We start from the raw sequence: 25481 nt of genomic DNA on the forward strand, positions 1-25481 counted from the left end.
CATGAACCCGAGCAATTCGTCTCCCCGCATCTGTATACAGAGCGTGCACAAGGTCTTCAAGACCGATGAGCGCGAGGTGGTGGCCTTGAAGGACATCAACCTCGCCATCCCCGATGGCCAGTTCGTCTGCCTGCTGGGGCCCTCCGGCTGCGGCAAGTCCACGCTCTTGAATGCCATTGCCGGTTTTGCGCTGCCCTCTTCCGGCCAAATCCTCACCGATGGCAAGGCGGTGACCGAGCCGGGACCGGACCGTGGCATGGTGTTCCAGGAATATGCGCTGTTTCCCTGGATGACGGTGGAGCAGAACGTCGCCTTCGGCCTGGAAATCAAGGGCCGTCCCAAGGCCGAGATCGCCCAGCGCGTGAGCCAGTTGCTGGACAAGCTGGGATTGATCGACTTCCGCACCCGTTTCCCCAAGGATCTGTCGGGCGGGATGCGCCAGCGGGTGGCCATTGCCCGCGTGCTGGCGCTGGATTCGCCCATCATGCTCATGGACGAACCCTTCGGTGCCCTCGACGCGCTGACCCGCCGCAACCTGCAAGATGAGCTGCTGCGCATCTGGGATGAGTTCAGGAAGACCATCGTCTTCGTCACCCACAGCATCGAAGAGGCGATCTACCTGGCCGACCGCATCGTGGTGATGACCTACCGACCTGGTACCGTCAAGCGTGACATGCTGGTCAATCTGCCACGCCTGCGCGATCCGGCCGACCCGGATTTCAATGCCTTGAAGCGCGAGCTGGGCCAACTGGTGATGGAGGAGCAGCAGCGCCATCACAATGCCGAGATGAAGGCCGCCGCCGTCGATTGAGTGGGTGCCGTCCTGCTGTAAGCAGTACTCGGACACGGCAGGCAACCCCTGCCGTGTCGCATTTCAGGGAAGCGATCCAGGCACCGGCTGACCCGGCGCAAGCGGGCGGCGGGCCGAGATAGTGTAAACTTGGACGATGCAAACTTATTTTTTCATCCTGGCGGCGCTGTTCTACCTGGGCTGCGCCTTCATGCCCTCGCAGCGGCGCGCGCCGATTTCGCTGGGTATCGTGGTGGGCTGGGTGCTGCATGGCGGCGCACTGTTGTCGGATATGTTCGCCCCGGACGCGTTACGGGTGGGCTTTGCGGTGATGCTCTCTTCTACCTTGTGGATTTCGGTGGCCGCCTACTGGCTGGAAAATCGCAATTTCTCACTCGATAGTATGCGTGTCCTGGTGCTGCCGGTGGCGGCCTTGGCGGTGATCCTGCCGACCGTCTTCCCCGGCAACCTGGTGGCGCTGGCCGGCAAGTCCGACTGGTTCCTGGCGCACATCGCCATCTCCATTCTGGCCTACAGCACGCTGACCATCGCCGCCTTCCATGCGGTGCTGATGGTATTGCAGGAGTCGCGTCTGCATACCCGGCCGGGTCCGGTGGCCCAGTCCAGCTGGTTCGGGCTGGCGCTGGATCGTCTGCCGGCGCTGCTGACCATGGAAAAATTGCTGTTTCGCCTGATCGCCTTCGGCTTCACCTTGCTGACGCTGACGGTGCTATCGGGCGTGGTCTTCTCCGAGCAGTTGTTCGGGACGCCATTGAAGTGGGATCACAAGACCATCTTCACCATGCTGTCCTGGCTGCTGTTCGGCCTGCTCCTGGCCGGCCGTCGCTGGCAGGGATGGCGGGGGCGGACTGCGCTGAGCTTCACGCTGGCCGGTTTCGCCATCCTTTTATTGGCATATGTAGGCAGCCGGTTCGTGCTTGAAGTCGTGCTGCATCGGGTACTGACATGAAATATTTGATCTGGCTGGTCGTGTTGCTGGCCGTGGTGGTGTGGTTCCAGCGCGCCAAGAAATCCATGCTGGCCGGTAACGACTCCGCCGCCGACACCAACAACGCCGAGCCCGGGATGCCGCCCCCCAAGCCGGCGCGCTTTCGTCGCCGCAGCGACAGCAATGTCGAGACCATGGTGCAGTGTGCCCATTGCGGCATCCACTTCCCGGCCTCCGAGGCAGTGGTTCATGCCTCCGGTGCGCACTATTGCTCGGAAGAGCATCGCCGACTGGCCTCCTTCTAAGCCATGCATACCGTCCTGCCTGACGCCGCCGCCTGGATCATCGATGGCGACGGCTGGTGCAACATCGCCCGCCGCGAGCCCTCGCCCAACTGTGATGACCGGCCCGAGGGAGCGGTTACCGATCTGCTGGTGATCCACAACATCAGCCTGCCACCGGGGCAATTCGGCGGTCCTTATATAGCGGACCTGTTCTGCAATCGTCTCGACTACGATGCCCATCCTTACTTTGAGCAGTTGCGGCCGCTGCGGGTCTCTGCGCACTTCCTGATCCGTCGCGATGGCGAAGTGGTGCAGTTCGTCCCGGCCCATCGGCGGGCCTGGCACGCCGGGGTGTCTACCTTCGAGGGGCGCGAGCGCTGCAATGATTTTTCCATCGGTATCGAGCTCGAAGGGACCGACTTCGAACCCTTCGCCCAGGCCCAGTATGCGGCGCTGGTCAAGCTGTCTCAGGCCCTGGTAAGTCGCTATGGCCTGACCGCCGTGGTCGGTCACGAGCACATCGCACCGGTACGCAAGACCGATCCCGGCCCCTTCTTCGACTGGGCAGGCTACCACAACGAAATGGTAAAAATGATTAACCACGCGCAATTGCGCTTCCCTCTTGGCCTTCACAAAAGTCAAGCTTGAGCAGCAGAAAAATTCTCGAAATAGCGGTTGCATCCTCCTTGGGGCGCCACTAGAATTAGTCCCATTCGATGTTTTGGTACTAGATGTAGTGTTCAGTTGAACTTATTGTGGTAGCCGGGTCTCCCTCTTCAGGGGCCCTAGTTCCGGCAGTGCTTCGGAAGGTGCAAGACCCGCGAGGCAGTAACCAAGTACGATAACGCCCCGGTTCTTCCTTCTTTTATTCCGTCGCTTCACTCATCAGTTTCAAGCAGTTTTTGCGTCAGCATGAATGTCCACGCAAGGGATAGTCATTGTGGGACGCATCTGTCGTTCGTCGATCCCCGGCAGTTCGGGGATCCAGAGGTAGTTATCAGCAACGCAGGCGATGCACCCCGTTCGTCTGCCCATGTACCCCAGGAGGCTAAGTGCGCTCAACCCAAGAAATTTCCGTTAAATCGCCCGCCCCGTTTGGCGTTTCCGCCGAGCAGGAAGGCTCCGCTGAAGGCCAGTCCATCGTCTCCCATACCGCAGGCCTGGGCGAATACCGCATCATCCGCCGCAACGGCGCCGTGGTCGGTTTCGAACCTTCCAAGATTTCCATCGCCGTGACCAAGGCCTTCCTGGCCGTCAACGGTGGTCAGGGTGCGGCCTCGGCGCGCGTGCGCGAGATGGTCGAGCAACTGACCACCAGCGTGGTCTCGGCACTGGTGCGTCGCCAGCCCACCGGTGGCACCTTCCATATTGAAGACATCCAGGACCAGGTCGAGCTGGCTCTGATGCGTTCGGGCGAGCATGACGTGGCCCGTGCCTATGTGCTGTACCGTGCCAAGCGCATGGAAGAGCGTGCCCAGCAAGGCGCCGCCACCAAGACCGAAGTGGCTGCACCGCAACTGCACGTGACCGAAGACGGCCAGAGCCGTCCGCTGGACATCAATGAAGTGCGCGCCCTGATCGCCGCCGCCTGCGTCGGCCTGGAGGCGCACGTGGATGCCGAAGCCATCCTGGCCGAAACCGTCAAGAACCTGTACGACGGCGTGCCCGTCGAAGAGCTGTACAAGTCCGCCATCCTGGCTGCCCGCGCGCTGATGGAAAAGGACCCTGCTTACAGCCAGGTGACCTCGCGTCTGTTGATGCACACCATCCGCAAGGAAGTGTTCGGCAAGGAAGTGGCCCAGGCTGACGCCCCGGCCGAGTACCTGGATTACTTCCCGCACTATGTAAAGAAGGGGATCGAAGCCGAGCTGCTCGATACCAAGCTGGCCCAGTTCGACCTGGCCAAGCTGGCTGCTGCCCTCAAGCCCGAGCGCGACCTGCAGTTCGGCTACATCGGCCTGCAGACGCTATATGACCGTTATTTCCTGCACATCGGCGGCACCCGCATCGAGATGCCCCAAGCGTTCTACATGCGCGTGGCGATGGGCCTGGCACTGAACGAAATCGACCGCGAAGCGCGCGCCATCGAGTTCTACGACCTGCTGTCGTCCTTCGACTTCATGAGCTCGACGCCGACCCTGTTCAACTCGGGCACCCAGCGTTCGCAGCTGTCCTCCTGCTACCTGACCACGGTGGCCGACGACCTCGACGGCATCTATGAAGCCATCAAGGAAAACGCCCTGCTGGCCAAGTTCGCCGGCGGCCTGGGCAATGACTGGACCCCGGTGCGCGCCCTGGGCGCCCACATCAAGGGCACCAACGGCAAGTCGCAAGGCGTGGTCCCCTTCCTGAAGGTGGTCAACGATACCGCCGTGGCAGTCAACCAGGGCGGCAAGCGCAAGGGCGCGGTCTGCGCCTACCTGGAAACCTGGCACATGGACATCGAGGAATTCCTCGAACTGCGCAAGAACACCGGCGACGACCGCCGCCGCACCCACGACATGAACACCGCGAACTGGATTCCCGACCTGTTCATGAAGCGCGTGATGGAAAAGGGCGAGTGGACCCTGTTCTCCCCTTCCGACACCCCGGACCTGCACGACAAGTTCGGCCGTGCCTTCGAAGAAGCCTACACCGCCTATGAAGCCAAGGCTGCCCGTGGCGAGCTGAAGCTCTTCAAGAAGGTGCAAGCCAACGACCTGTGGCGCAAGATGCTGTCGATGCTGTTCGAAACCGGCCACCCGTGGATCACCTTCAAGGATCCCTGCAACATCCGTTCGCCGCAGCAGCACGTCGGCGTGGTGCACAGTTCCAACCTGTGCACCGAGATCACCTTGAACACCAACGAGAGCGAAATCGCGGTCTGCAACCTGGGTTCGGTGAACCTGCCGGCGCACCTGGTCAATGGCGAGCTGGACCATGCCAAGCTGCAAAAGACCATCCGCACCGCCATGCGCATGTTGGACAATGTCATCGACATCAACTACTACGCCGTCAAGAAGGCACGTGATTCCAACCTGCGCCACCGTCCGGTGGGCATGGGCATCATGGGCTTCCAGGACTGCCTGCACATCAAGCGCGTGCCGTACGCCTCGATGGACGCCGTCGAATTCGCCGACCGCTCCATGGAAGCCGTCTGCTACTACGCCTACATGGCCTCGACCGAACTGGCTGAAGAGCGCGGCCGTTACGCTTCCTACCGCGGTTCGCTGTGGGATCGCGGCATCCTGCCGCAGGACTCCCTGAAGCTGCTGGCGCAAGAGCGCGGCGGCTACCTGGAAACCGATACCACCGAGACCCTGGACTGGGCCGCCCTGCGTGCCCGCATCGCCGAACACGGCATGCGCAACTCGAACTGCGTGGCCATCGCCCCGACGGCGACCATTTCCAACATCATCGGCGTGTCCGCTTGCATCGAGCCGACCTACCAGAACCTGTACGTGAAGTCGAACCTGTCGGGCGAATTCACCGAAATCAACGAGTATCTGGTGCGTGACCTGAAGGCTCGCGGCCTGTGGGACGAAGTCATGGTCGCCGACCTCAAGTATTTCGACGGCAGCCTGGCCAAGATCGACCGCATCCCGCAAGACCTGCGCGACATCTACGCCACCGCCTTCGAAGTCGATCCGTCCTGGCTGGTGGAAGCCGCCTCGCGTCGCCAGAAGTGGATCGACCAGGCCCAGTCCTTGAACATCTACATGGCCGGTGCTTCCGGCAAGCGCCTGGACGAGACCTACAAGCTGGCATGGCTGCGTGGCCTCAAGACCACCTACTACCTGCGCACCATCGGCGCCACCCACACTGAGAAGTCCACTTCCCGTGCGGGTGCACTGAACGCCGTGGCCGTTGACGGCGGTGCGGGTGCGATGGCATCGGCCTCGGGTACGGCTGTTCCGGCTGCACCGATCGCTTCGGCTGCTGCTGCATCGGCTGCCTACGTGATGCCGAACCCCGGTGCTTCGATCGAAGCCGATGGTCCGGTCTGCACCATGCGTCCGGGCGATCCGGGCTTCGAAGAGTGCGAGGCCTGCCAGTAAGCAAGCAATCCGGGTGGGGCCAGACGGCCTGCTGATGAGGATGATCAAGGTCATCCGAGATGACGGCAGCTACACTGTCCAAGTCCCACCCACCCTAGCCGGCGCATCGCGGTGAACTTCACCGGATGCGCCGTTGTCACCTGATAGACCCCAGATATCCGCCGTGCCATGGTCACCGACCTGCCGGCAGCTACCGATCAAGTAAAGAGGAACCACAGATGCTTTCTTGGGATGATGAAGTCAAGCAGCCGGCCCAGGCGCCGCGCACCCCGAACCTGCAGCCGCAACTGCAACCGGCCTTTGGTCATGCCAACGCCGCACTGAACCCGGCGCTGATGGCTGGTAACAGCGAGCAGGTCGACACCACCCGTCGCGTCAATGCCGCTGACAAGCGCATCATCAACGGCCACACCGACGTCAACCAACTGGTGCCCTTCAAGTACAAGTGGGCCTGGGACAAGTACCTGGCCGGCTGCGCCAACCACTGGATGCCGCAAGAGATCAACATGCAGCGCGACATCGAGCTGTGGAAGAATCCGAACGGCCTGACCGAAGACGAGCGTCGTCTGGTCAAGCGCAACCTGGGCTTCTTCGTCACCGCCGACTCGCTGGCCGCCAACAACATCGTGCTGGGCACCTATCGCCACATCACCGCCCCCGAGTGCCGCCAGTACCTGCTGCGCCAGGCTTTTGAAGAGGCCATCCACACCCATGCCTACCAGTACATCGTTGAATCGCTGGGCTTGGATGAGGCCGAGATCTTCAACGCCTATCACGAGGTCGCATCGATCCGCGACAAGGACGAGTTCCTGATCCCCTTCATCGATACGCTGACCGATCCCGAGTTCAAGACCGGCACGATGGAGAATGACCAGAAGCTGTTGAAGTCGTTGATCGTCTTCGCGTGCATCATGGAAGGTCTGTTCTTCTACGTCGGCTTCACGCAGATCCTGGCACTGGGTCGCCAGAACAAGATGATGGGTGCGGCCGAGCAGTATCAATACATCCTGCGCGACGAATCCATGCACTGCAACTTCGGCATCGATCTGATCAACACCGTGAAGATGGAGAACCCGCACCTGTGGACTCCTGAATTCCGCGAAGAGATCAAATCGTTGTTTTTACGCGCGGTGGAGTTGGAATATCGTTACGCAGAGGATACAATGCCGCGAGGCGTGCTCGGGTTGAACGCACCGATGTTCAAGAGCTACCTGCGATTCATCGCAAACCGCCGTGCGCAGCAAATTGGATTGGACCCGCTGTTCGCACAAGAAGAAAATCCGTTCCCGTGGATGAGCGAGATGATCGACTTGAAGAAGGAGCGCAACTTCTTTGAGACCCGCGTCATCGAATACCAAACCGGGGGCGCACTGAGTTGGGAATGATGTGCAGTCTCGAAGTTCTCTTCATCGAGACGTGATGCACAACAGGAGTCGGGTAGCTTGCAAGATGCCCGACTGCTGAAACGGAAAAGGCCTACGCCACATTAATGAACAGTCAGAGACCGAATCCATCTTCTCTGTTATCGCCGCTTAACCCCCTCGTGTCGGGTCAGGCGGCTTTTCCTTTGAAAAACACCGAAGTTTTTCAGGAACGCGATTCCGACGCTAGCGTTTGAACACGCTGGCGTTTTTTTTGGTGTCGCGCCTGCTCCCGTAGTCGAATCTTCCTGCGCCACTGCGCGGGCACTACCGGAGGGGCGTCGCCAAGATAGCTGAAGCGCTGCATAGGTGAGGGGATGCAGCAGTTCAGCTGGTGCCGAATTCATTAGCGCAAGCCACAGGCGGCTTGTGCCGATGAATAGCTCGCCCGCGTCATCGCGATGTCGCGTGCGGGTTGCTTATATCAAGCTTGATTTTTTCCATTCACGTGAAGAAGGAGAAACAAAATGGCAACAGCAGCAAAGAAGACCGCGGCCAAGAAGCCGGCGGCAAAGAAGGAAAAGGCGGTCGCCGCCAAGGAAACCACGAAGAAGGTAGCAGCGCCCAAGGCCGCCGCCGCCAAGAAGACCGTGGCCAAGGCCGCCGCCAAGCCGGCAGCTGCCAAGAAGGCAGCAGCACCGAAGGCAGCAGCGAAGAAGGTTGCAGCTCCGAAGGCAGCAGCGAAGAAGGTTGCAGCACCGAAGGCAGCAGCGAAGAAGGTTGCAGCACCGAAGGCAGCAGCGAAGAAGGTTGCAGCTCCGAAGGCCGCCGCCAAGAAGGCAGCAGCTCCGAAGGCCGCAGCAGCGAAGAAGGTTGCAGCACCGAAGGCAGCAGCGAAGAAGGTTGCAGCTCCGAAGGCCGCCGCCAAGAAGGCAGCAGCTCCGAAGGCCGCAGCAGCGAAGAAGGTTGCAGCACCGAAGGCAGCAGCGAAGAAGGTTGCAGCACCGAAGGCCGCCGCCAAGAAGGCAGCAGCCCCGAAGGCCGCAGCAGCGAAGAAGGTTGCAGCACCGAAGGCAGCAGCGAAGAAGGTTGCAGCACCGAAGGCCGCCGCCAAGAAGGCAGCAGCTCCGAAGGCCGCAGCAGCGAAGAAGGTTGCAGCACCGAAGGCAGCAGCAAAGAAGGTCGCCGCTCCCAAGGCAGCAGCTCCGAAGGCCGCCGCAGCTCCCAAGGCCGCCGCCAAGAAGCCCGCTGTCAAGAAGGCAGCAGCTCCGAAGAAGGCCGCCGCCAAGCCGGCAGCCGCCGCAGCAGCACCGGCCGCCAAGACCGTGCTGAACCCGGCCGCTGCATGGCCGTTCCCGACCGGCGCTGGTCGTCCGTAATCTGGGCGCGCGTCTAGTCTGATCCCCTCAGACTGAAGGCCGCTGTATGGCATTGCGCCATGCAGCGGTTTTTTTATGTCCGCAGGTTTCGCGGGTTTGCTCTGGCAATTCCGTGCAATGGCACAATATATGAATGCCTGGCCGTCCTCGCACGCGGCGCTTAGGTTTGATCTGGTTGTGTCGCGGCGGTCGCGGAGATTGCGCCCAAGCCGCTTGCCCTCTAGTATGTGCCCTGCCTCTCACTGATGGAGATCCCTGTGCTGCTGAGTATTTTCACGATGATCGTCAACGCTGTTGCCAGCATCCTGGCCGGCGTCATGCTGCTGCGTTTCTGGATGCAGGTGGTGCGCGTGCGTCCGCCGCAATCGGTGGGGCAGTTCGTCTACCAGCTCTCGGACTGGCTGGTGCGTCCGCTGCGCCGGGTGATGCCTGGCGGCAGCTACGACTGGGCCAGCCTGGTGGCGGCATTCCTGATCGTCTTGCTGTCCATTATCGCCATCCTCGGCTGGCAGAGCGGATTCGATTTCAGGCTCATCTTCATCGTCGCGCTGGAGCGCTTCTTCGAATGGATCTGCTATGGTTTTATGGCTACGCTGATCATCGAAGCCGTCTTCAGCTGGGTCAATCCCCATGCGCCGCTGGCCCCCTTCGTGCGCGCCTTGAACGATCCCCTGCTGCGTCCGCTGCGTCGTATCATCCCGCCGCTGGGTGGTGTTGACCTGTCGCCACTGGTGCTGTTGATCCTGTTGCAGATTGCCGTGCGGGTGGTCAGCGGGTTGCTGTTCGCCGGATTCTGACTTCCCTTCCCCCCGCAATTGGCCAAGACGAAAAAAGAGCCGGACAATGTCCGGCTCTTTTGCTTTGTTCCCTCGGCAACGAGGCCGCGCACGCTCAATGCTTCTGCTTGGCCGACCATTGCTCCAGCGCCTGCAGGGTATTCTCCACATGCTTTTCTGGATTCATGTCGGTGTATTCGTAGAGGATGGCATGGTCCGGCGTGATGACGTAGGAGGTGCGGCTGGCGTAGCCGGTGACCTTCAGGAACTGCGCGTCGTAAGCCTTCATGATCTTCTTGTCGACGTCGGCGGCCACCGCGAACTTGCTGCGGCATTCGCTGACCGAGAACTTGTTGAGCGTCTCGATGTTGTCGCCCGAGACCCCGATGACGGTCGCACCCAGAGCCTGGTAGCGATCCACTGCCTCGGCGAAGAGATGCGCTTCGATGGTGCAGCCGGTGGTGAAGGCAGCCGGATAGAAGTACAGCACCACCGGACCTTTCTTCAAGGCGTCCGATAGCGAGAAGGTCGAGACCTGCCCACCCAGTGAGCTGGGGGCAGAGAAGTCAGGCGCCTTGTCGCCGGGTTTGAGGGCGGCCAGCGCGGCCTGCGAGCATAGCGCCGCGCCCAGCAGGGCCGATGCTGCGCACAGCCGGCGCAGGCGCCAAGCGAAGGAAGATGCATTGTTCGGCATGGCCAATCTCCTTGGTAGGTCTTGCAGGTCGCGTCGCGCCACCCGCTCATGCCCATCAGCCGAAGCGATAGCCGAAGGCCTGATGGAAGCGTTCTTCGATTTCCGCCTTGGTCGGTGCGTGATTCTGCGGTCCTTGCGAGGCAATCTTGATGGAGCCCATCAGGCTGGCCAGACGGCCCGTGGTTTCCCAGTCATAGCCTTCGGTGAGACCATGCAGCATCCCGGCGCGGAAGGCGTCGCCGCAACCGGTGGGGTCGGCGATCTTGGCAGCCGGCACGCAGGGGATGGCGTGATGCTTGCCGCCGACGAAGATGTCGGCGCCCAGCTCGCCACGGGTGACCACCAGCGCCGTGACGCGCTCGGCGATCTGTGCCAGCGAGAGGCCGGTGCGGGCCGTCAGCAGTTCGGCTTCGTAGTCGTTGACGGCCACATAGGTGGCCAGGTCGATGAAGTTGGTGAGGTCCTTGCCATCGAACATGGGCATCCCCTGACCCGGATCGAAGATCAGCGGGATGTTCAGCTCGGCAGCCTGCTGGGCGTGCTGCAACATGCCGTCGCGGCCATCCGGGGCGACGATGGCGAACTTGACCGTACCGGCATCGGCCACCTTGTTCTCATGCGACCAGGTCATGGCGCCGGGGTGGAAGGCCGTGATCTGGTTGCTGTCGGCGTCGGTGGTGATGAAGCATTGAGCGGTGAATGAGGATTCGATCTGGCGCACACAGCGGGTGGAAATCTCCAGTGCGGCCAGGCGCTCCATGTAGGGCGCACTGTCCAGGCCGACGGTGGCCATCACGATCGGTTGGCCACCCAGCAGCTTGAGGTTGTAGGCGATGTTGCCGGCACAGCCGCCGAACTCGCGGCGCATGGTCGGCACCAGGAAGGAGACGTTGACCTTGTGCAATTGGTCGGCCAGCAGCGCTTCAGCGAAGCGGCCCTCGTATTGCATGATGTTGTCGTAGGCGAGGGAACCGCAAATCAGGGAGCTCATGGCGTGGTCGTTGGAAATGAGTGAAGGATGCCGCATTGTAGAAGAAAAGCGGCAGGCAGGCTGGAATGGGTGAGTGTGCTTGCCTTCAGCGCCCGGCCATCAGGGATAGAACAGGTAGACACGATAGCCTGACACCAGCGCATCCTTGAGCTCGAAGTTGAGCTTGATCTGCTGCTCGCTCTCGGGCCCGATGCCGTTATCGGCCTGGGTCGGATCGGCCAAGTAGTCACGCGGGCGGAACACCCGGCGTACCACCGCCTTCTCATCATCGTTGTTGAGCGTGAGCTCGATATCCGGCCAGGCCTGGGTGGTGCTGCTGCGATTGCGCATCACCACCGTGAGCGCATACACATTCTGGCTGGGCGGCACGACCTGCAGCTCGTTGGCTTCCAGCGAAAGCCGCTCGATGTCGGTGGGCAAGCCGACCGTGCAATGCAGGCTCACGCACATGCCGTTGAGCATGGGGCGCAGTTGCGGCACGGCGGCCGCCAGCGGGTTGCGCCAGTAGTATAGCGATTGCAGCAGCAGCACCGGCACCATCGCGCCGGCCAGCACCATCATGACCATTTTCGTCATATGGCTGATGCGTGCCTTGCGCTGGGCGCGCCTGACGAAGCCTGGCTCCTCGGCCTCGTCGCTGTCCTCGAATTTTTCTTCACTTTCTTCAGCCGGCGCTTCTTGCCGGCGCAATGGCGGCTCATGCAGGACCGGTTCATCGTCGATGCGAAACACCGCCGCCACGTCGGGTGGCACCAGCACATCCTCGGGCTCGGCCGAGGAGCGGCGTAGCAGCGCACCGCTGTCCGGGGCATCGTCCGGCGAGGTAGCCAGCGTGGGGGGCGCAGCAGGATCGTCGTCGTCCCACTTGTTTTTATCCACAGGCTCGGCTGGCTTGAGCGATGCGCCCAGGTCGGGGATGTAGCCGGGGCTGCTCGGTGAGCGAAACACCTTGGGTTCGGCGATCACGGGAATGGCAGGCGCCACGGGCGCGGGTTTGGCTGCTACCGGTGCTGGTGCATTGACCTCGGGCACGGCTGCCTGCGAGCGGACATCGGGGAGAACCGGCGCGGAGGCGACAGGGGCGGCTCGCGGTACGGAGGCAGCAGGAGCGCTGGCAGGGGCTGGCGCAGGTGCCGCCGCTGCCGCTGCCCTCATCGCAGGTCTGGCCACGCCCGCTTGGGCCTTGCTACCGGGAGCGGGTTGGTAATGGCCATCGGCGATGCTGGCCTCGACCAGGAATTCGTTGCCGTTGAAGACCTCGCGGCAACTACCGCAGCGGACCAGGCCGCCGCGCAGTTTGAGCTGGTCGCTGGCGACCCTGAAGATGGTCAGGCAGTGCGGGCACTGGGTCGCCAATGCCATGGATTACTCCGGCAGGTGGCCTGCCAGGGCCACCCAGCCTTCATGTTCGGCCCACACGGTCAGGGCGATGTAGGGCGCGTAGGTGGCGATGACTTCCTGCGCCTGGCGATCCAGCACGCCCGAGAGCACCAGCGCGCCACCGGCGCGCACGCGGCCGGCCAGCATCGGGGCCATCAGTTGCAGCGGACCGGCCAGGATGTTGGCCACCACCACGTCGAAGCGCTCGCCTTCCGGGTGGGCCTGGGCGAAGGCTTCGGGCAGGTAATAGGTGGCCGTGCAGTGGTTGCGTTCGGTATTGTGCTGGGCCGACTCCAGTGCCTGCGGATCGATATCCACCCCGATCACCTGGGGTACCCCGATCTTGGCGGCCACCAGCGCCAGGATGCCCGAGCCGCAACCATAGTCCAGCAGCGTTTGGGCCTGGGTGGCATTGGCTTCCAGCCACTCCATGCACAGCCGGGTGGTGGGATGGCTGCCGGTACCGAAGGCCAGGCCCGGGTCCAGCTCCAGCACCAAGGCATCAGGATCAGCGGGCGCCTCGTGCCAGCTTGGCACCACCCAGATGCGCTGGCCGATGTGGATGGGCTCGAACTGGGATTGCGTCAGGCGCACCCAGTCCTGCTCTTCCACGTTGCGGGTGGCAAAGGGCAGGGCATAGTCCAGGCCGATGGCCTTGGCGGCATCCATGACGATGGCGGCGTGGTCGGCATCCTTGCCGGCCAGCGCCACCACGCGGCTGCGATCCCAGGCGGCTTCTTCCGGCTCCATGCCGGGCTCGCCAAAGAGCGGACGTTCGGCCTCGGTGCCTTCGTCCGCATCTTCCACCGACACCGACAGGGCGCCAGAGTCCATCAGGGCGTCGGACAATGCCTCCGCCTCTTCCCGCGCCACTTCGATGACGATTTCTACCCAAGCCATGCTGGTCTGCCTTTGCTGACGTTGCTGTTTTTGCTGATGAGGTGCTGCGGTATTGCTTACTTCTTGACCGGCTTGTCGGCTTCCGAGGAAGCTGGACGTTCCGACAACTTATGTTCCAGATAATGGATATTGGTTCCGCCTTCGAAGAAACGCGCATCGACCATCAGTTCGCGGTGCAGCGGGATGTTGGTCGAAATGCCTTCCACCACCATTTCCGACAGCGCGATCTGCATCCGGCGGATGGCTTGTTCGCGAGTGGAACCATAGGCGATCACCTTGCCCACCATGGAATCATAGTTGGGTGGTACGAAATAACCCGAATAGGCGTGCGAATCGACGCGGATGCCAGGACCGCCCGGTACGTGCCAGGCCGTGATGCGACCGGGCGAGGGGATGAACTTGAACGGATCCTCGGCGTTGATGCGGCACTCGATGGCGTGACCCTTCAGTTCGATGTCGCGCTGGCGATAGCGCAGCTTTTCGCCGGCAGCGATGCGGATCTGTTCCTGCACGATGTCCACACCGGTGATCATTTCGGTCACCGGGTGTTCCACCTGCACGCGGGTGTTCATCTCGATGAAGTAGAACTCTTCATTTTCATACAGGAACTCGAAGGTACCGGCGCCGCGATAGTTCATCTTGCGGCAGGCTTCGGCGCAGCGTTCGCCGATCTTCTCGATGATCTTGCGCGGGATGCCCGGTGCTGGCGCTTCCTCGATCACCTTCTGGTGGCGACGCTGCATGGAGCAGTCGCGCTCGCCCAGCCAGATGGCTTGCTTGTGTTCGTCGGCCAAGATCTGGATTTCCACGTGGCGCGGATTTTCCAGGTACTTCTCCATATAGACTTCCGGATTGCCGAAGGCGGCACCGGCTTCGGTCTTGGTCATGGTCACTGCATTGATCAGCGCGGCTTCGGTATGCACCACGCGCATCCCGCGGCCACCGCCGCCACCAGCGGCCTTGATGATGACCGGATAGCCGATCTTGCGGGCGATCTGGACGATTTCCTTGGGATTGTCCGGCAGCGCCCCTTCCGAACCCGGCACGCAGGGCACGCCAGCACGGATCATGGCCTGCTTGGCCGAGACCTTGTCGCCCATCATGCGGATGTTTTCCGCACGCGGGCCGATGAAGACGAAGCCGGACTGTTCCACGCGCTCGGCGAAATCGGCGTTTTCCGACAGGAAGCCGTAGCCGGGGTGGATCGCCTGGGCGTCGGTCACTTCGGCGGCGCTGATGATGGCCGGCATGTTCAGGTAGGACAGCGGGGACGGGGCCGGGCCGATGCAGACCGACTCATCGGCCAGCTTCACGTACTTGGCCTCGCGGTCGGCTTCGGAGTGCACGACCACGGTCTTGATACCCAGTTCGCGGCAGGCGCGCTGGATACGCAGGGCAATTTCGCCACGGTTGGCGATGAGGATTTTTTCAAACATAACAGGAATGAGGCGTCGCCAGGTTCAAGCGTTATAGGTTCTGCAAGAGTGTCGCAGTCATCTGCGTTCTGCTCTTGCGGCCAGGCCGGGGACTGCGGCTGATGGTCAGAGGTGCAGTCAGCCCAGCACGAACAGCGGCTGGCCGAACTCGACTGCCTGACCGTTTTCCACCAGGATCTGCTTGACCACGCCACCCTTGTCGGCGTCGATTTCGTTGAGCAGCTTCATGGCTTCGATGATGCACAGGGTATCGCCTTCCTTGACTTCCTTGCCCACTTCCACGAAGGCCGGTGCGCCCGGGGCCGAGGAACGGTAGAAGGTGCCCACCATGGGCGACTTGACGATATGACCTTCCGGCACGGCCGGAGCAGCCGGGGCGGCGGCGACCGGGGCAGCCGCCGGTGCGGCCACGGGCGCGGCGGCCGGGGCGTAGGCTTGCTGTTGCGGCACCATCACCACCTGGTTTTGGGCGTTCGGGGACGACTTGACGATCCTGACCTTGCTTTCGCCTTCGGTGACTTCCAGTTCTTCGATGGCCGATTCAGCAACCAGGTCGATGAGCGTCTTGAGTTTTCGTAAATCCATTTGAATCCCTCGGAATGTAGATGAGTAGTGTTAAACGAAGCGCCGGCGCTCTGCGGCCGCCGGCGAGTCAGTCAGGTCTTGCAGTACGTGAAGCGATCCGTGCGCAGCGGTGAGCCCGCCCTCAGGATTGACGCAGCCAGTAATCGAGGGCCAGCGTATAGCCATGGACCCCGAAGCCGCACAGGACTGCCCGGGCAATGCCGGACAGGTAGGAAAAATGCCGGAACTCCTCGCGCTGGTGGATATTGGAGATATGCACCTCCACGAAGGGAATGGCCACCCCGGCCAGCGCATCGCGCAGGGCCACGCTGGTATGGGTCAGTCCGCCCGGATTGATGATGATGCCATCCACCCCCTCGTGGCGGGCCTGGTGGATGCGGTCGATCAGCGCGCCTTCGTGATTGCTCTGGAAGGCCACCAGGGAGGCGCCGGCAGCGCGGGCCTGTTCTTGCGCACGCTGTTCGATATCGGCCAGCGTGGTGGATCCGTAGACTTCCGGCTCCCGGGTTCCGAGCAGATTCAAGTTCGGGCCATTGAGCAGGAGAAGCTGTTTTGCCATGGAGATTAAGCTCCGTTTGACGACGATGCGCGCATTTTGCCGTCAAATGCCTTTATTTGGCAAGAAAAACTTTCTTTTCACGGATTAACAGTGGCTCCTTCAGAGCCGGGACAGGTCGGCGCGCAGTTCATCGAACTTGAGGCGACCCAGATAGACCTTCTTGACTTTGCCGTCCTTGCCCACCAGAGCGGTGAAGGGAAGACCGCCCGCCTGATTGCCGAATTGCCGCAGCAAATCGGTGGCGCCGGTTCCGGCAGCGAAGAGAGGATAGCGGATTTGGTACTTTTGCGCAAACTTGGCGATATTTTCCTGACTATCGACGCCAATTCCCAGAATTTGTACCGGGGCGATTTCCTGCTGCAAGGCCGTGAGTTCCGGCATTTCCTCCACGCAAGGCCCGCACCAGGTGGCCCAGAAGTTGACTATCAGCGGCTTGCCCCGGTACTGCGCCAGCGCCTGGGGCTGGCCGCTGACATCAGGGAGGGATTGCGAGAGCAGTTGGTTCAGGGCCAGGGTTTGCGGTGAGTCGGCGGGGTGCAGGCGTTGGCTGGCATAGAGGCCAACGCCCACGCAAAGCACGGCAACCACGGCCAACAGGACAATATTTTTCAGCTTCTTCATCAGACTTGTTCCTCGGAGGAGGCGTCGATCAGGCTGGCCAGTGCCGTCGCGTCGCCGCGTTCAGCTCGCTTGCCGGGGGCGGCCCGCAGGCTGCCGCGCAGATCGTCTTCTTCATACAGGGTCAGGTGCGCCAGTTCCGGGTCGGCACCGCGTTGCGGCAATAGGAAACTGAGGGTCTCGACCGGGTGGCCGGTGCGGAAGTGCGCGGTTTCCCCGACCTCAAAGTTCACATTCTTATTCAACAGGAAAATCTCCACGTCCTTGGCGCTGGGGGAAAAGAGCTGCAAGTGGATGTCGGAATGTTCACCTGCCGTGCCATTCCACACTGCCCCGGTAATGTAAGGATTGAATTGCTGCAGATCCTGCATCAGTTGCAGCGCCACTTGGCGCAGGTGCAACAGGCGGGCCGGTTGTGTGTCGGCGAAGAAGAGTTCGTTATAGATGCGCACTTCGTCTTCTATCTGCTCATTATCAGGCATGATCTCGCCACGAACCTTCTGGTTGCCCAGGATCTGCTTGGCCGCCTTGCGCTTGGCGCTGCCATAGTCGGCGCCATCTTCGGCGATCATGCGTGCGGCGGCCGCGGCGATTTCGGCGCGCAATTGTTCGGTGGGGGAGGTGAATTCGAATTCAGACATGGGCGACATCATACCGTCTTGCGGCCTAGGGCTGTTTGGCCGGGCTCAGGCCCCTGTCTGCGCGTGACTATTCGCGCCGCGTTAGCGTCGTCTGCGGACTCTCGCCGAACAGTTTCTTGTAGTAGCGCACAAACAAGTAAAAGTGGGTAAATCCCCAGCTCAGGGCGATGTGCTGGACGTCTGCCGGCACCGATGGGTCCAGCAGGTCTTCCCTGACCCGTCCCAGGCGCTGCGTGCGCAGGAACTCCATGGGCGTCATCCCCTTGTATTTGCGGAAGCCCAACTGCAGGGAGCGCACGCTGATGGCGGAATGCTCGGCAATGTCATTGAGGCTGATGGGGGTCGCCAGGCTGGCCCGGATGAATTCGACGGCCCGCTTGATCTGGCGCGGCGCGGGCGCAGGTGGATGGCTTGCCAGGGCGTGCGAGTAATTGTGCGGCAGGTTCTGCAAGACCATGTAGGCCGCCGCCTGCTGCAGATTGACCAGCGCCAGCGGGGCCTTGATCAAGGGGGCCTTGCCCGAAAGGCCTTGCGCAATGATATCGATGATCGATTTGAGCGGCGCCAGTACATGGGGATCATGGATCAGCGGGCAGTGAAAGCGGATGGGCTTGTGTACCGGGGCGTCGAGCAGGTGAGACAGCTTGCGGGTCAGGCATTGAACAGGGAAGAACAGCCCTTCGTCCGAGGAGGCACTGGAGCCAGCGAGTTGCCTGACCTGTTCCAGATTCTGGATGATGGCGCTCCCGCTGCTGCAATGAAGGGCCTCCTTGGTAGAGGTCCAGGACGTTTCCCCACTGCGTTGGATATGCAGGCTGTAGCCGCTGGCCTCGGGGGCATGTCTGACCTGCCAGCCTGTCTTGCTGATCGAGCGGTAGGCGGCACCGACGGGAACCGGGAAATACTCACCCTCGTAGCTGGGCCTGGCCTGCTCGGTCGTCGGTGCTTCGACCCGGACGCCGGTTTCGCGGAAGAACTCATCGAAGGCGTTGGGTGTGGTCAGCTTGATTTCTGTGCTTGCCTGCCCGCTTGTGGCGGAGCCTTGTCTCTTCAAGTGAATGTCGATGAGAAAAGCGAGCAGTGGCATCGTCCGTCAATATGAATTCATTCCAGCCAAGAGAATCTCGCGATGGGGAAGGAAATGTTTAATAAAAGTTTAAGTTTTCCGTGTGATTCTCCCCCATGCCTCTGGTGAATATTGGAAGGAAGCGAAGCCGCCCCAAAAAAAGCGCAGGAATTTATTGATAAATTGGCACTACCTTGGCGATCACGTTAACGTCCAAAGGACTGCGTGATGAACTGCGACCTTTTCATGAAACCGGTTCTTCATGCCCGCCTCAACAACATCGGCAAGGGGAGCTCATGAACTGGTTTTATCACCGCAAGATCGGAACCAAACTACTGCTGGCCTTTGCCAGCATCCTGATCCTGACAGCCTTTCTGGGGGGCTTTGCTATCTTGCAATTAGGCAAGGTCAACGATGCCGCCGGTGAGCTGGCGACCAATTGGCTGCCCAGCATTCGTTCGCTCAACGACATGAAAGTCGCGCTGTCCCGGGTGAGAGCCAACGAGGCCCAGATGGCGCTCTATGAGAATGACTCCACGGAGCGGACGACCATCACCACCGTCATGAACAAGAACCTCGACAGCCTCACGGCGGCCCGCAAGCAATACGAGAGCCAGATCTCGGAGCCGGGAGAAAAAGCCCTCTACCCGAGCGTCAAGGAGCGCATCGAAAAATTCATCTCCTTGCACGACCAGACCCTGGCGCTCCTGAGCGCGGGCCAGGCGGACCAAGCCAAGCAGCTCCTGTTGGGCCCCGCCTTCCAGAATTACCTGGCGCTATTGGGTGAGCTGGACAAGCTGGCCCAGGTCAACCTGGATGGCAGTGTCCAATCCGTTCATATAGCGGAAGCCACATATGATCAATCCCGCTTTGGGATCATCGCCCTGCTGGTGGGCAGCCTGTTGGTCGGCACGCTGCTGGCGGTGTTCATCGCGCGCATCATTTCCGCGCCGCTGCGTACTGCGGGTGCCTTTGCCAACCAGGTCGCCGCTGGTGACCTGACGGCCGAGATCAGCGCCAGCTCCCGGGATGAGACCGGGCAACTGAGCACGGCACTGGCCGCGATGAACGAGAGCCTGCGGCGTATCGTCAGCCAGGTCCGTAGCGGCACCGAAACCATTGCCACGGCCTCCAACCAGATCTCGACGGGCAACCTGGACCTGTCCTCGCGCACCGAAGAGCAGGCCAGCTCGCTGGAAGAAACCGCCTCGGCCATGGAACAACTGACCTCCACGGTCCGGCAGAATGCCGAAAATGCGCGACAGGCCAACCAACTGGCATTGACCGCCTCCTCCATTGCCCAAGAAGGCGGCAAGGTCGTGCATCAGGTCATCGAGACCATGGGCAACATTGATGCCTCTTCCAAGAAGATCGTGGACATCATCAGCGTCATTGACGGCATTGCCTTCCAGACCAATATCCTGGCCTTGAACGCAGCGGTGGAAGCGGCCCGGGCCGGCGAGCAGGGCCGCGGCTTTGCGGTGGTGGCCACCGAGGTGCGTTCACTGGCGCAGCGTTCGGCCACGGCCGCCAAGGAAATCAAGAGCCTGATCGATAGTTCGGTGCAGCAGGTCGGCGTGGGTAGCACCCTGGTGCAGCAAGCCGGGGCGACGATGGCCGACGTGGTCGCCAGCGTGCAGCGCGTCACCGATGTGATGACCGAAATTTCGGCTGCCAGCAACGAGCAGACCCAGGGCATCGAGCAGGTCAACCTGGCCATCACCCAGATGGACGAAGTGACCCAGCAGAACGCCGCGCTGGTGGAAGAAGCGGCGTCGGCATCGCAGTCGCTGTCGCACCAGACCAGGCAATTGTCCGAGCTGGTGGGTGTGTTCCGCCTGCCGGGCCGGGCGGTGCAAGCAACTGGCGCAGCGCTCGCCGAGGTAGCGCCCCCCGCGCCCGGCGCTATTGCCGGCCCCGCCAATTCGGATGAACTATGGAAAACCTTCTGACATAACGAGGAGGGCGCAATGGGCGAGATCACCAAAGCCGACCTTGACCGGATTCGCCATGAACTGGCGTCGGTCTATCACGATGCGGCCTGGAAGGTGGCATCCCTGATCATCCAGGCCAGCGCAGTGCGCAATGGCCTGGACCAGCCGTTGGCACCTGAGGAGTGGGAAAGTCTGAACCTGGTCATCAACCGCCTCAACAGTGCCGCCCGCCATGCGGAGAAGGTGGTGAAATACCTGGAACGGCCCCGGTAACCCTAAGTCCTCCACGGCAGCGCATCCGGTCTGGGCGCTACGCCCGGGATGGCAGACGTTGATAGGGGGAATGCGTGGGCTCAGGTAAAATCTCGGGATTACACCCCAAGATTCGCTATGCATATACACATTCTCGGCATCTGCGGCACCTTCATGGGCGGCCTGGCCGTGCTGGCCAAAGAGGCTGGCCATACCGTGACCGGCTGCGACGCCAATGTCTATCCGCCGATGAGCACCCAGCTCGAAGCCCAGGGCATCACGCTCATCCAGGGCTTCGAGCCGTCCCAGGTGGACCTGAAGCCCGATCTGTTCGTCATCGGCAACGTGGTCTCGCGCGGCAACCCGCTGATGGAGGAAATCCTCAATCGCGGCCTGCCCTATGTCTCCGGTCCCCAATGGATGGGCGAGAACATCCTGCAGGACAAGTGGGTACTGGCCGTGGCCGGCACCCACGGCAAGACCACCACCTCGGCCATGCTGGCCTGGGTGTTGGAACAGGCGGGCTACCAGCCGGGCTTCCTGATCGGCGGGGTGCCGATGAACTTCGGCATCTCGGCGCGCCTGGGCAGCGATGGCCAGGGTGGGCCGTCGCCCTTCTTCGTCATCGAGGCCGATGAATACGACACCGCCTTCTTCGACAAGCGCAGCAAGTTCGTCCACTACCGCACCCGCACCGCCATCCTGAACAACCTGGAATACGATCACGCCGACATCTTCCCCGATCTGGCAGCGATCGAAACGCAATTCCACCATCTGGTGCGCACCGTGCCGGGTATCGGCAAGCTCATCGTCAATGCTCGCGAAGCGGCGCTGCAACGCGTGCTGGCACGCGGCTGCTGGAGCGGACGTGAAGATTTCGGCGTGGCCGCAGGCCAGCCGGGCTGGTCGCTGCAGACCCAGGAGGATGGGCGCTTCCAGGTCTGCTTCGACGGCCAATTGCAAGGTACGGTCCAGTGGGAACTGACAGGTGAACACAATCGCATGAATGCCGTAGCCGCCATCGCCGCTGCCCGCCATGTCGGTGTCCCGACCGCCCAGGCCATCGAGGCGCTGGGCGCCTTCCAGAGCGTCAAGCGGCGCATGGAGTTGCGCGGCAGCGCCAATGGCGTGGCCGTGTATGACGATTTCGCCCATCATCCGACCGCGATTGCCACCACGGTGGCCGGCCTGCGCAAGAAGGTCGGGGCGGCTCGCATCCTCGCGGTGCTGGAGCCGCGTTCCAATACCATGAAGCTGGGCACCATGAAGGAGGCGCTGCCGGGTAGCCTGGCAGAGGCCGACCTGGTCTTCGGTTACGGTGCCCAGTCCGGGCGCGACGCGCTGGGCTGGGACCTGGCCGAGGCGCTGGCTCCGCTGGGTCAGAAGGCCGCCGCCTTCCATGATCTGGATCGCCTGGTGCAAGCCGTCAAGGCCGCGGCCCAGCCGGGCGACCATGTGCTGGTGATGAGCAATGGCGGCTTCGGCGGCGTGCACCAGAAGCTGCTGGACGCGCTGGCATGATCCTGTATCTGCACGGTTTCCGTTCCTCGCCGCAGTCCTTCAAGGCGCGCGTGATGGGACAGCGCATGGCTGCACTGGGTTTGCAGAACCAGTATGTCTGCCCGCAACTGCCGGCTTCGCCGGCCGGTGCCATCGCCCTGGCCGGATCGCTGGTGGCCGGCGTGGACCCGGCGCAGTTGACCGTGGTCGGCTCTTCTTTGGGTGGCTTCTATGCTACCTGGCTGGCCGAGCACATCGGCTGCCGCGCCGTGCTGGTCAATCCGGCGGTGAAGCCTCCGCGCGATCTGGAGTCCTATGTCGGCGTGACCACGCAGTACCATTCCGACGAACCCTTCGAATTCAAGCACGAATACATCGCCGAGTTGCGGGCCCTGGTGGTGCCGGCCATCACCCGGCCCGAGCGCTATTTCCTGCTGGCTGCCACCGGCGACGAAGTGCTGGACTGGCGCGAGATGGTGGCCCACTATCCGGGCGCGCGCCAGACCGTCATCCAGGGCAGCGACCATGGCATGGCCGAGTTCGCCGATCATCTCGATACGGTGCTGGCCTTTTGCGGTGTGGATATCGCTGGCCGGGCGGTGCCTTGATGCCACCAGGGGTTCGCACTGCGCGCTGGATGGCGCATCCGCAGGCGCTGGCCGCGCTGCGGGTCGCCGATGGCGACCTGATGCGCCGCACCCGCGCCTGGCTGGCCGATCCGGGTTCGATGACCCTGAAGCTCAAGGCGCGTACCGAAACCTTCACCGTGCGCCTGCTGCGCCAGCGTCCCGGCCGCATTCTGGCCGATGAACATGAAGCATTGTGCATATCGGCCCGGAGCCGGGTGGTAGAGCGCGATGTCATCCTGCTGGCCGATGGGACGCCGGTGGTGTTCGGCCATACCGTGTTATCCACCGCCTCGGTGAAGTCCGACTGGCCTTTTTTCAGCAAGCTGGGCACCACCCCGCTGGGCGCCAACTTGTTCTTTGATCCGCTGGTGGGGCGCCGCCCCATCCAGTATGCTCGCCTGAGCGCCGGCCACCCGCTGATGCGCCGCATCGCGCAAGCCCTGCCAGGCAGCGAATTACCGACTAGCCTCTTGGCGCGCCGCTCGCTGTTTACCCGGCGCGGCGGCGTGCTGATGGTCACCGATGTTTTCCTGCCGGCATTGGAGGCGCTCATGCGCCCGGTGCCGGCTCACGTACCGATTGAAAAGCGATAGAAGCAGATGAATTTACTGTTCGAAGAATCCGGCGACTTCAAGGCCGGCTCCATCATGACCCAGCAGGGCGAGTCCTACCAGGTCGAGATGGCCTCCGGCAAGCGCGCCAAGGTCAAGTCGCGCGATGCGCTGCTGCAATTCGCTGCTCCCTCGCCGCAGGAATTGCTGCAACAGGCGCAAGCCATCGCCGAGGAGATCGACCTGGATTTCCTGTGGGAAGTGGCTGGTGAAGAAGAGTTCGGCTTCACCGACCTGGCCGCCGAGTATTTCGGCCATGCCCCGCTGCCGCCTGAAGCGGCCGGCCTGTTGCTGCGCCTGCATCATGCGCCGATCTATTTCTACAAGAAGGGCCGTGGCCGCTACAAGGCTGCCCCGCAAGCCTCGCTGCAGGCGGCCCTGGCCGGGCTGGAAAAGAAGAAGCAGCAACTGGCCGCGCAAGCGGTATATGTCGAGGAGTTGAAGGCTCACAAGTTGCCTGAGGCCTTCCGCCCCATCGCTTTGCAATTGCTGTTCAAGCCGGACAAGAACGGCATCGAGTTCAAGGCACTGGACGCTGCCGCCAAGGAACTGCAGACCACCCCGCAGCGCCTGATGCTGGCCGCCGGCGGCGTGGCTTCGCCCAAGGATCTGCACTATGCGCGCTTCCTGTATGAATTCTTCCCGCGCGGCACGGGTTTTCCGGCCATCGATATCCCCACCCCGCCCGGCGACCTGCCGCTGGCCGATGTGCAGGCCTTCTCCATCGATGACGTCACCACTACCGAAATCGACGATGCCCTGTCGGTGACCCGCCTGCCCGACGGCAAGTTGCGCGTGGGTATCCACATCGCCGCGCCGGCCCTGGCCATCAAGCGCGGCGACGCCATCGATGCGATTGCCCGCGCCCGCATGTCCACCGTCTACATGCCCGGTGAAAAGATCACCATGCTGCCCGACGACCTGGTGGCTACCTATACCCTGGACGCCGGTGCTGCACGACCGGCGCTCTCGCTCTATGCCACGCTGGACGCTGGCACCTGGGAAGTGCTGGCCACCGAAACCCGCGCCGAACGCGTGCCCATTGCCGCCAACCTGCGCCACAACGACCTTGATGAGCTGGTCACCGAAGAAGCGCTGGCCGACAATCGCGGCGACTATCCGCACAAGGAAGAAATCTCCCTGCTGTGGCAATGGGCGCAATTGCTGGAACAGGGCCGCATGGCCAAGCGCGAGAGCTTCGGCCTGCGGCCGGAGCAGAACAATCGCGTCGACTTCAACTTCTATGTCGACAACGACGTGGTCAGCATCGTGCGCCGCCGCCGTGGCGCGCCGCTGGACAAGATCGTGGCCGAGCTGATGATCTTTGCCAACAGCACCTGGGGCAAGCTCATGGCCGATCATGGCGTACCCGGCATCTATCGCGCCCAGGGTGGCGGCGCCGGTGGCTGGGCCGCCAAGATGCAGGTGCGCATGGTGACCCACGCCGCGCCCCATCAGGGCCTGGGTGTGGATCAATATGCCTGGAGCACCTCGCCGCTGCGCCGCTATACCGACCTGGTCAACCAATGGCAGATCCTGGCCTGTGTCGAGCATGGCGTGACGGCGCCGTTGGTGGCGCCCTTCAAGCCGCGCGATGCCGACCTGTTCGCCATCGTCTCGGGCTTTGATGCCGCCTATTCCGGCTATGCCGACTTCCAGTCCACCATGGAACGTTACTGGTGCCTGCGCTGGCTGGCCCAGGAAAACGCCCGCACCGTGGAAGCGGTGGTATTGAAGGATGAAATCCTGCGCCTGGTCGACATCCCCTTGGTATTGCGGATGCCGGGCCTGCCGCAACTGGCGCGTGGCCTGCAGGTCAAGCTGGACCTGCTGCGCTGGGATGAGGTGGACTTGAGCGTGGAGGCGCGCCTGCTGGAAGTGCCTACCGCTGCCGCCCAGGCGCTGGCCAGCGACCTGGGGGAAGAGGATGAGGAGTTGCTGGAAGGCATGGCTGCGCTCGGCGCCGAGCAGCAGGAGGGTAGCGAGGCCGCAGAAGAAGGCAGCGCCACGCAAGACGCCCAGCCAGAGGGCGCCGACACGGTGCAAGACGGCGAAAACCGTAGCGCCGAAGCGGCGCAATGAGACAGTGCTGGCGTAGAATTGGCGCTT

The 25481-nt window shown here is 62.3% G+C and carries 24 protein-coding genes; 14 read left to right on the forward strand and 10 right to left on the reverse strand.

Annotation, left to right across the window (positions count from 1 at the left end; all coding sequences use genetic code 11):
• The first annotated feature begins 1 nt into the window (after position 1).
• From RC54_RS01790 to RC54_RS01825, 8 genes are all read left to right on the forward strand, one after another.
• Positions 2 to 811 (forward strand): ABC transporter ATP-binding protein, encoded by an 810-nt coding sequence (locus RC54_RS01790; RefSeq protein WP_058894029.1) that lies wholly within the window; start codon positions 2 to 4, stop codon positions 809 to 811.
• 136 nt (positions 812 to 947) lie between these two features.
• Positions 948 to 1760 carry a cytochrome C assembly family protein gene (locus tag RC54_RS01795; RefSeq protein WP_058894030.1) on the forward strand — a complete coding sequence of 271 codons (813 nt, stop codon included), beginning with the start codon at positions 948 to 950 and terminating at the stop codon, positions 1758 to 1760.
• Entirely contained in the window at positions 1757 to 2044 is a 288-nt protein-coding gene (locus RC54_RS01800; protein ID WP_017451979.1) for a PP0621 family protein, read from the forward strand. The genes RC54_RS01795 and RC54_RS01800 overlap by 4 nt, the downstream gene beginning before the upstream one ends.
• Positions 2045 to 2047: 3 nt before the next feature.
• Positions 2048 to 2671 carry a 1,6-anhydro-N-acetylmuramyl-L-alanine amidase AmpD gene (ampD, locus tag RC54_RS01805; protein WP_061789497.1) on the forward strand — a complete coding sequence of 208 codons (624 nt, stop codon included), beginning with the start codon at positions 2048 to 2050 and terminating at the stop codon, positions 2669 to 2671.
• A gap of 404 nt (positions 2672 to 3075) precedes the next feature.
• Positions 3076 to 6060 (forward strand): ribonucleoside-diphosphate reductase subunit alpha, encoded by a 2985-nt coding sequence (locus tag RC54_RS01810; protein WP_061789498.1) that lies wholly within the window; start codon positions 3076 to 3078, stop codon positions 6058 to 6060.
• 218 nt (positions 6061 to 6278) lie between these two features.
• Complete coding sequence (locus RC54_RS01815; RefSeq protein ID WP_061789499.1) at positions 6279 to 7445, forward strand: ribonucleotide-diphosphate reductase subunit beta; 1167 nt, start codon at positions 6279 to 6281, stop codon at positions 7443 to 7445.
• A 503-nt stretch (positions 7446 to 7948) separates the two neighbouring features.
• Positions 7949 to 8800, forward strand: a complete 852-nt coding sequence (locus tag RC54_RS01820) for a histone H1-like DNA-binding protein (RefSeq protein ID WP_123020400.1) — start codon at positions 7949 to 7951, stop codon at positions 8798 to 8800.
• 257 nt (positions 8801 to 9057) lie between these two features.
• The gene (locus tag RC54_RS01825; protein WP_044529679.1) at positions 9058 to 9597 is read left to right on the forward strand and encodes a YggT family protein; all 540 of its coding nucleotides are present in this window, start codon (positions 9058 to 9060) and stop codon (positions 9595 to 9597) included.
• 94 nt (positions 9598 to 9691) lie between these two features.
• Here the strand turns inward: RC54_RS01825 and RC54_RS01830 are convergent, their stop codons facing one another.
• The 10 genes from RC54_RS01830 to RC54_RS01875 all read right to left on the reverse strand — a co-directional run bounded on the left by RC54_RS01830 (position 9692) and on the right by RC54_RS01875 (position 18434).
• Positions 9692 to 10270: a peroxiredoxin gene (locus tag RC54_RS01830; protein WP_017451985.1), complete on the reverse strand. Its 579-nt coding sequence runs from the start codon at positions 10268 to 10270 to the stop codon at positions 9692 to 9694.
• Between the two features lie 55 nt (positions 10271 to 10325).
• Complete coding sequence (locus RC54_RS01835) at positions 10326 to 11261, reverse strand: carbohydrate kinase family protein (protein ID WP_061790258.1); 936 nt, start codon at positions 11259 to 11261, stop codon at positions 10326 to 10328.
• Between the two features lie 99 nt (positions 11262 to 11360).
• Positions 11361 to 12623: a DUF3426 domain-containing protein gene (locus RC54_RS01840; RefSeq protein ID WP_061790259.1), complete on the reverse strand. Its 1263-nt coding sequence runs from the start codon at positions 12621 to 12623 to the stop codon at positions 11361 to 11363.
• Between the two features lie 3 nt (positions 12624 to 12626).
• Complete coding sequence (gene prmA, locus RC54_RS01845) at positions 12627 to 13541, reverse strand: 50S ribosomal protein L11 methyltransferase (RefSeq protein ID WP_061790260.1); 915 nt, start codon at positions 13539 to 13541, stop codon at positions 12627 to 12629.
• 56 nt (positions 13542 to 13597) lie between these two features.
• The gene (gene accC / locus RC54_RS01850; protein ID WP_017451989.1) at positions 13598 to 14977 is read right to left on the reverse strand and encodes an acetyl-CoA carboxylase biotin carboxylase subunit; all 1380 of its coding nucleotides are present in this window, start codon (positions 14975 to 14977) and stop codon (positions 13598 to 13600) included.
• 117 nt (positions 14978 to 15094) lie between these two features.
• Entirely contained in the window at positions 15095 to 15562 is a 468-nt protein-coding gene (accB, locus tag RC54_RS01855) for an acetyl-CoA carboxylase biotin carboxyl carrier protein (protein ID WP_017451990.1), read from the reverse strand.
• A 121-nt stretch (positions 15563 to 15683) separates the two neighbouring features.
• Positions 15684 to 16121 (reverse strand): type II 3-dehydroquinate dehydratase, encoded by a 438-nt coding sequence (gene aroQ / locus RC54_RS01860; RefSeq protein WP_061790261.1) that lies wholly within the window; start codon positions 16119 to 16121, stop codon positions 15684 to 15686.
• Between the two features lie 99 nt (positions 16122 to 16220).
• Positions 16221 to 16742 carry a TlpA family protein disulfide reductase gene (locus RC54_RS01865; RefSeq protein WP_058894037.1) on the reverse strand — a complete coding sequence of 174 codons (522 nt, stop codon included), beginning with the start codon at positions 16740 to 16742 and terminating at the stop codon, positions 16221 to 16223.
• Positions 16742 to 17389 (reverse strand): hypothetical protein, encoded by a 648-nt coding sequence (locus tag RC54_RS01870; protein ID WP_058894038.1) that lies wholly within the window; start codon positions 17387 to 17389, stop codon positions 16742 to 16744. Before RC54_RS01870 ends, RC54_RS01865 begins: the two co-directional genes overlap by 1 nt.
• Positions 17390 to 17447: 58 nt before the next feature.
• Positions 17448 to 18434: a helix-turn-helix transcriptional regulator gene (locus RC54_RS01875; RefSeq protein ID WP_244216430.1), complete on the reverse strand. Its 987-nt coding sequence runs from the start codon at positions 18432 to 18434 to the stop codon at positions 17448 to 17450.
• Between the two features lie 308 nt (positions 18435 to 18742).
• Here RC54_RS01875 and RC54_RS01880 point away from each other — a divergent pair, with 308 nt between their 5' ends.
• The 6 genes from RC54_RS01880 to RC54_RS01905 all read left to right on the forward strand — a co-directional run bounded on the left by RC54_RS01880 (position 18743) and on the right by RC54_RS01905 (position 25454).
• Entirely contained in the window at positions 18743 to 20398 is a 1656-nt protein-coding gene (locus RC54_RS01880; RefSeq protein WP_061790263.1) for a methyl-accepting chemotaxis protein, read from the forward strand.
• Positions 20399 to 20416: 18 nt separating this feature from the next.
• Positions 20417 to 20653 carry a hypothetical protein gene (locus tag RC54_RS01885; protein WP_058894041.1) on the forward strand — a complete coding sequence of 79 codons (237 nt, stop codon included), beginning with the start codon at positions 20417 to 20419 and terminating at the stop codon, positions 20651 to 20653.
• Between the two features lie 117 nt (positions 20654 to 20770).
• Positions 20771 to 22153: a UDP-N-acetylmuramate:L-alanyl-gamma-D-glutamyl-meso-diaminopimelate ligase gene (gene mpl, locus RC54_RS01890; protein ID WP_061790264.1), complete on the forward strand. Its 1383-nt coding sequence runs from the start codon at positions 20771 to 20773 to the stop codon at positions 22151 to 22153.
• A complete protein-coding gene (locus tag RC54_RS01895; protein WP_058894043.1) occupies positions 22150 to 22740 on the forward strand; it encodes a YqiA/YcfP family alpha/beta fold hydrolase in 591 nt (196 codons plus the stop codon). The genes mpl and RC54_RS01895 overlap by 4 nt, the downstream gene beginning before the upstream one ends.
• Entirely contained in the window at positions 22740 to 23354 is a 615-nt protein-coding gene (locus RC54_RS01900; RefSeq protein WP_058894044.1) for a chorismate--pyruvate lyase family protein, read from the forward strand. Before RC54_RS01895 ends, RC54_RS01900 begins: the two co-directional genes overlap by 1 nt.
• A 6-nt stretch (positions 23355 to 23360) precedes the next feature.
• Positions 23361 to 25454 (forward strand): RNB domain-containing ribonuclease, encoded by a 2094-nt coding sequence (locus RC54_RS01905; RefSeq protein ID WP_061790265.1) that lies wholly within the window; start codon positions 23361 to 23363, stop codon positions 25452 to 25454.
• Positions 25455 to 25481: the final 27 nt, after the last annotated feature.

The sequence above is a fragment of the Herbaspirillum rubrisubalbicans genome (genome assembly GCF_003719195.1).
Lineage (GTDB): Bacteria > Pseudomonadota > Gammaproteobacteria > Burkholderiales > Burkholderiaceae_D > Herbaspirillum > Herbaspirillum rubrisubalbicans.

Coding starts and splice junctions, on each gene's coding strand:
- RC54_RS01790 (WP_058894029.1), top strand. CDS start 2: ATGAACCCGAGCAATTCGTCTCCCCGCATCTGTATACAGAGCGTGCAC.
- RC54_RS01795 (WP_058894030.1), top strand. CDS start 948: ATGCAAACTTATTTTTTCATCCTGGCGGCGCTGTTCTACCTGGGCTGC.
- RC54_RS01800 (WP_017451979.1), top strand. CDS start 1,757: ATGAAATATTTGATCTGGCTGGTCGTGTTGCTGGCCGTGGTGGTGTGG.
- ampD (WP_061789497.1), top strand. CDS start 2,048: ATGCATACCGTCCTGCCTGACGCCGCCGCCTGGATCATCGATGGCGAC.
- RC54_RS01815 (WP_061789499.1), top strand. CDS start 6,279: ATGCTTTCTTGGGATGATGAAGTCAAGCAGCCGGCCCAGGCGCCGCGC.
- RC54_RS01820 (WP_123020400.1), top strand. CDS start 7,949: ATGGCAACAGCAGCAAAGAAGACCGCGGCCAAGAAGCCGGCGGCAAAG.
- RC54_RS01830 (WP_017451985.1), bottom strand. CDS start 10,270: ATGCCGAACAATGCATCTTCCTTCGCTTGGCGCCTGCGCCGGCTGTGC.
- RC54_RS01835 (WP_061790258.1), bottom strand. CDS start 11,261: ATGAGCTCCCTGATTTGCGGTTCCCTCGCCTACGACAACATCATGCAA.
- RC54_RS01840 (WP_061790259.1), bottom strand. CDS start 12,623: ATGGCATTGGCGACCCAGTGCCCGCACTGCCTGACCATCTTCAGGGTC.
- prmA (WP_061790260.1), bottom strand. CDS start 13,541: ATGGCTTGGGTAGAAATCGTCATCGAAGTGGCGCGGGAAGAGGCGGAG.
- accC (WP_017451989.1), bottom strand. CDS start 14,977: ATGTTTGAAAAAATCCTCATCGCCAACCGTGGCGAAATTGCCCTGCGT.
- accB (WP_017451990.1), bottom strand. CDS start 15,562: ATGGATTTACGAAAACTCAAGACGCTCATCGACCTGGTTGCTGAATCG.
- aroQ (WP_061790261.1), bottom strand. CDS start 16,121: ATGGCAAAACAGCTTCTCCTGCTCAATGGCCCGAACTTGAATCTGCTC.
- RC54_RS01865 (WP_058894037.1), bottom strand. CDS start 16,742: ATGAAGAAGCTGAAAAATATTGTCCTGTTGGCCGTGGTTGCCGTGCTT.
- RC54_RS01870 (WP_058894038.1), bottom strand. CDS start 17,389: ATGTCGCCCATGTCTGAATTCGAATTCACCTCCCCCACCGAACAATTG.
- RC54_RS01880 (WP_061790263.1), top strand. CDS start 18,743: ATGAACTGGTTTTATCACCGCAAGATCGGAACCAAACTACTGCTGGCC.
- RC54_RS01885 (WP_058894041.1), top strand. CDS start 20,417: ATGGGCGAGATCACCAAAGCCGACCTTGACCGGATTCGCCATGAACTG.
- mpl (WP_061790264.1), top strand. CDS start 20,771: ATGCATATACACATTCTCGGCATCTGCGGCACCTTCATGGGCGGCCTG.
- RC54_RS01895 (WP_058894043.1), top strand. CDS start 22,150: ATGATCCTGTATCTGCACGGTTTCCGTTCCTCGCCGCAGTCCTTCAAG.
- RC54_RS01900 (WP_058894044.1), top strand. CDS start 22,740: ATGCCACCAGGGGTTCGCACTGCGCGCTGGATGGCGCATCCGCAGGCG.
- RC54_RS01905 (WP_061790265.1), top strand. CDS start 23,361: ATGAATTTACTGTTCGAAGAATCCGGCGACTTCAAGGCCGGCTCCATC.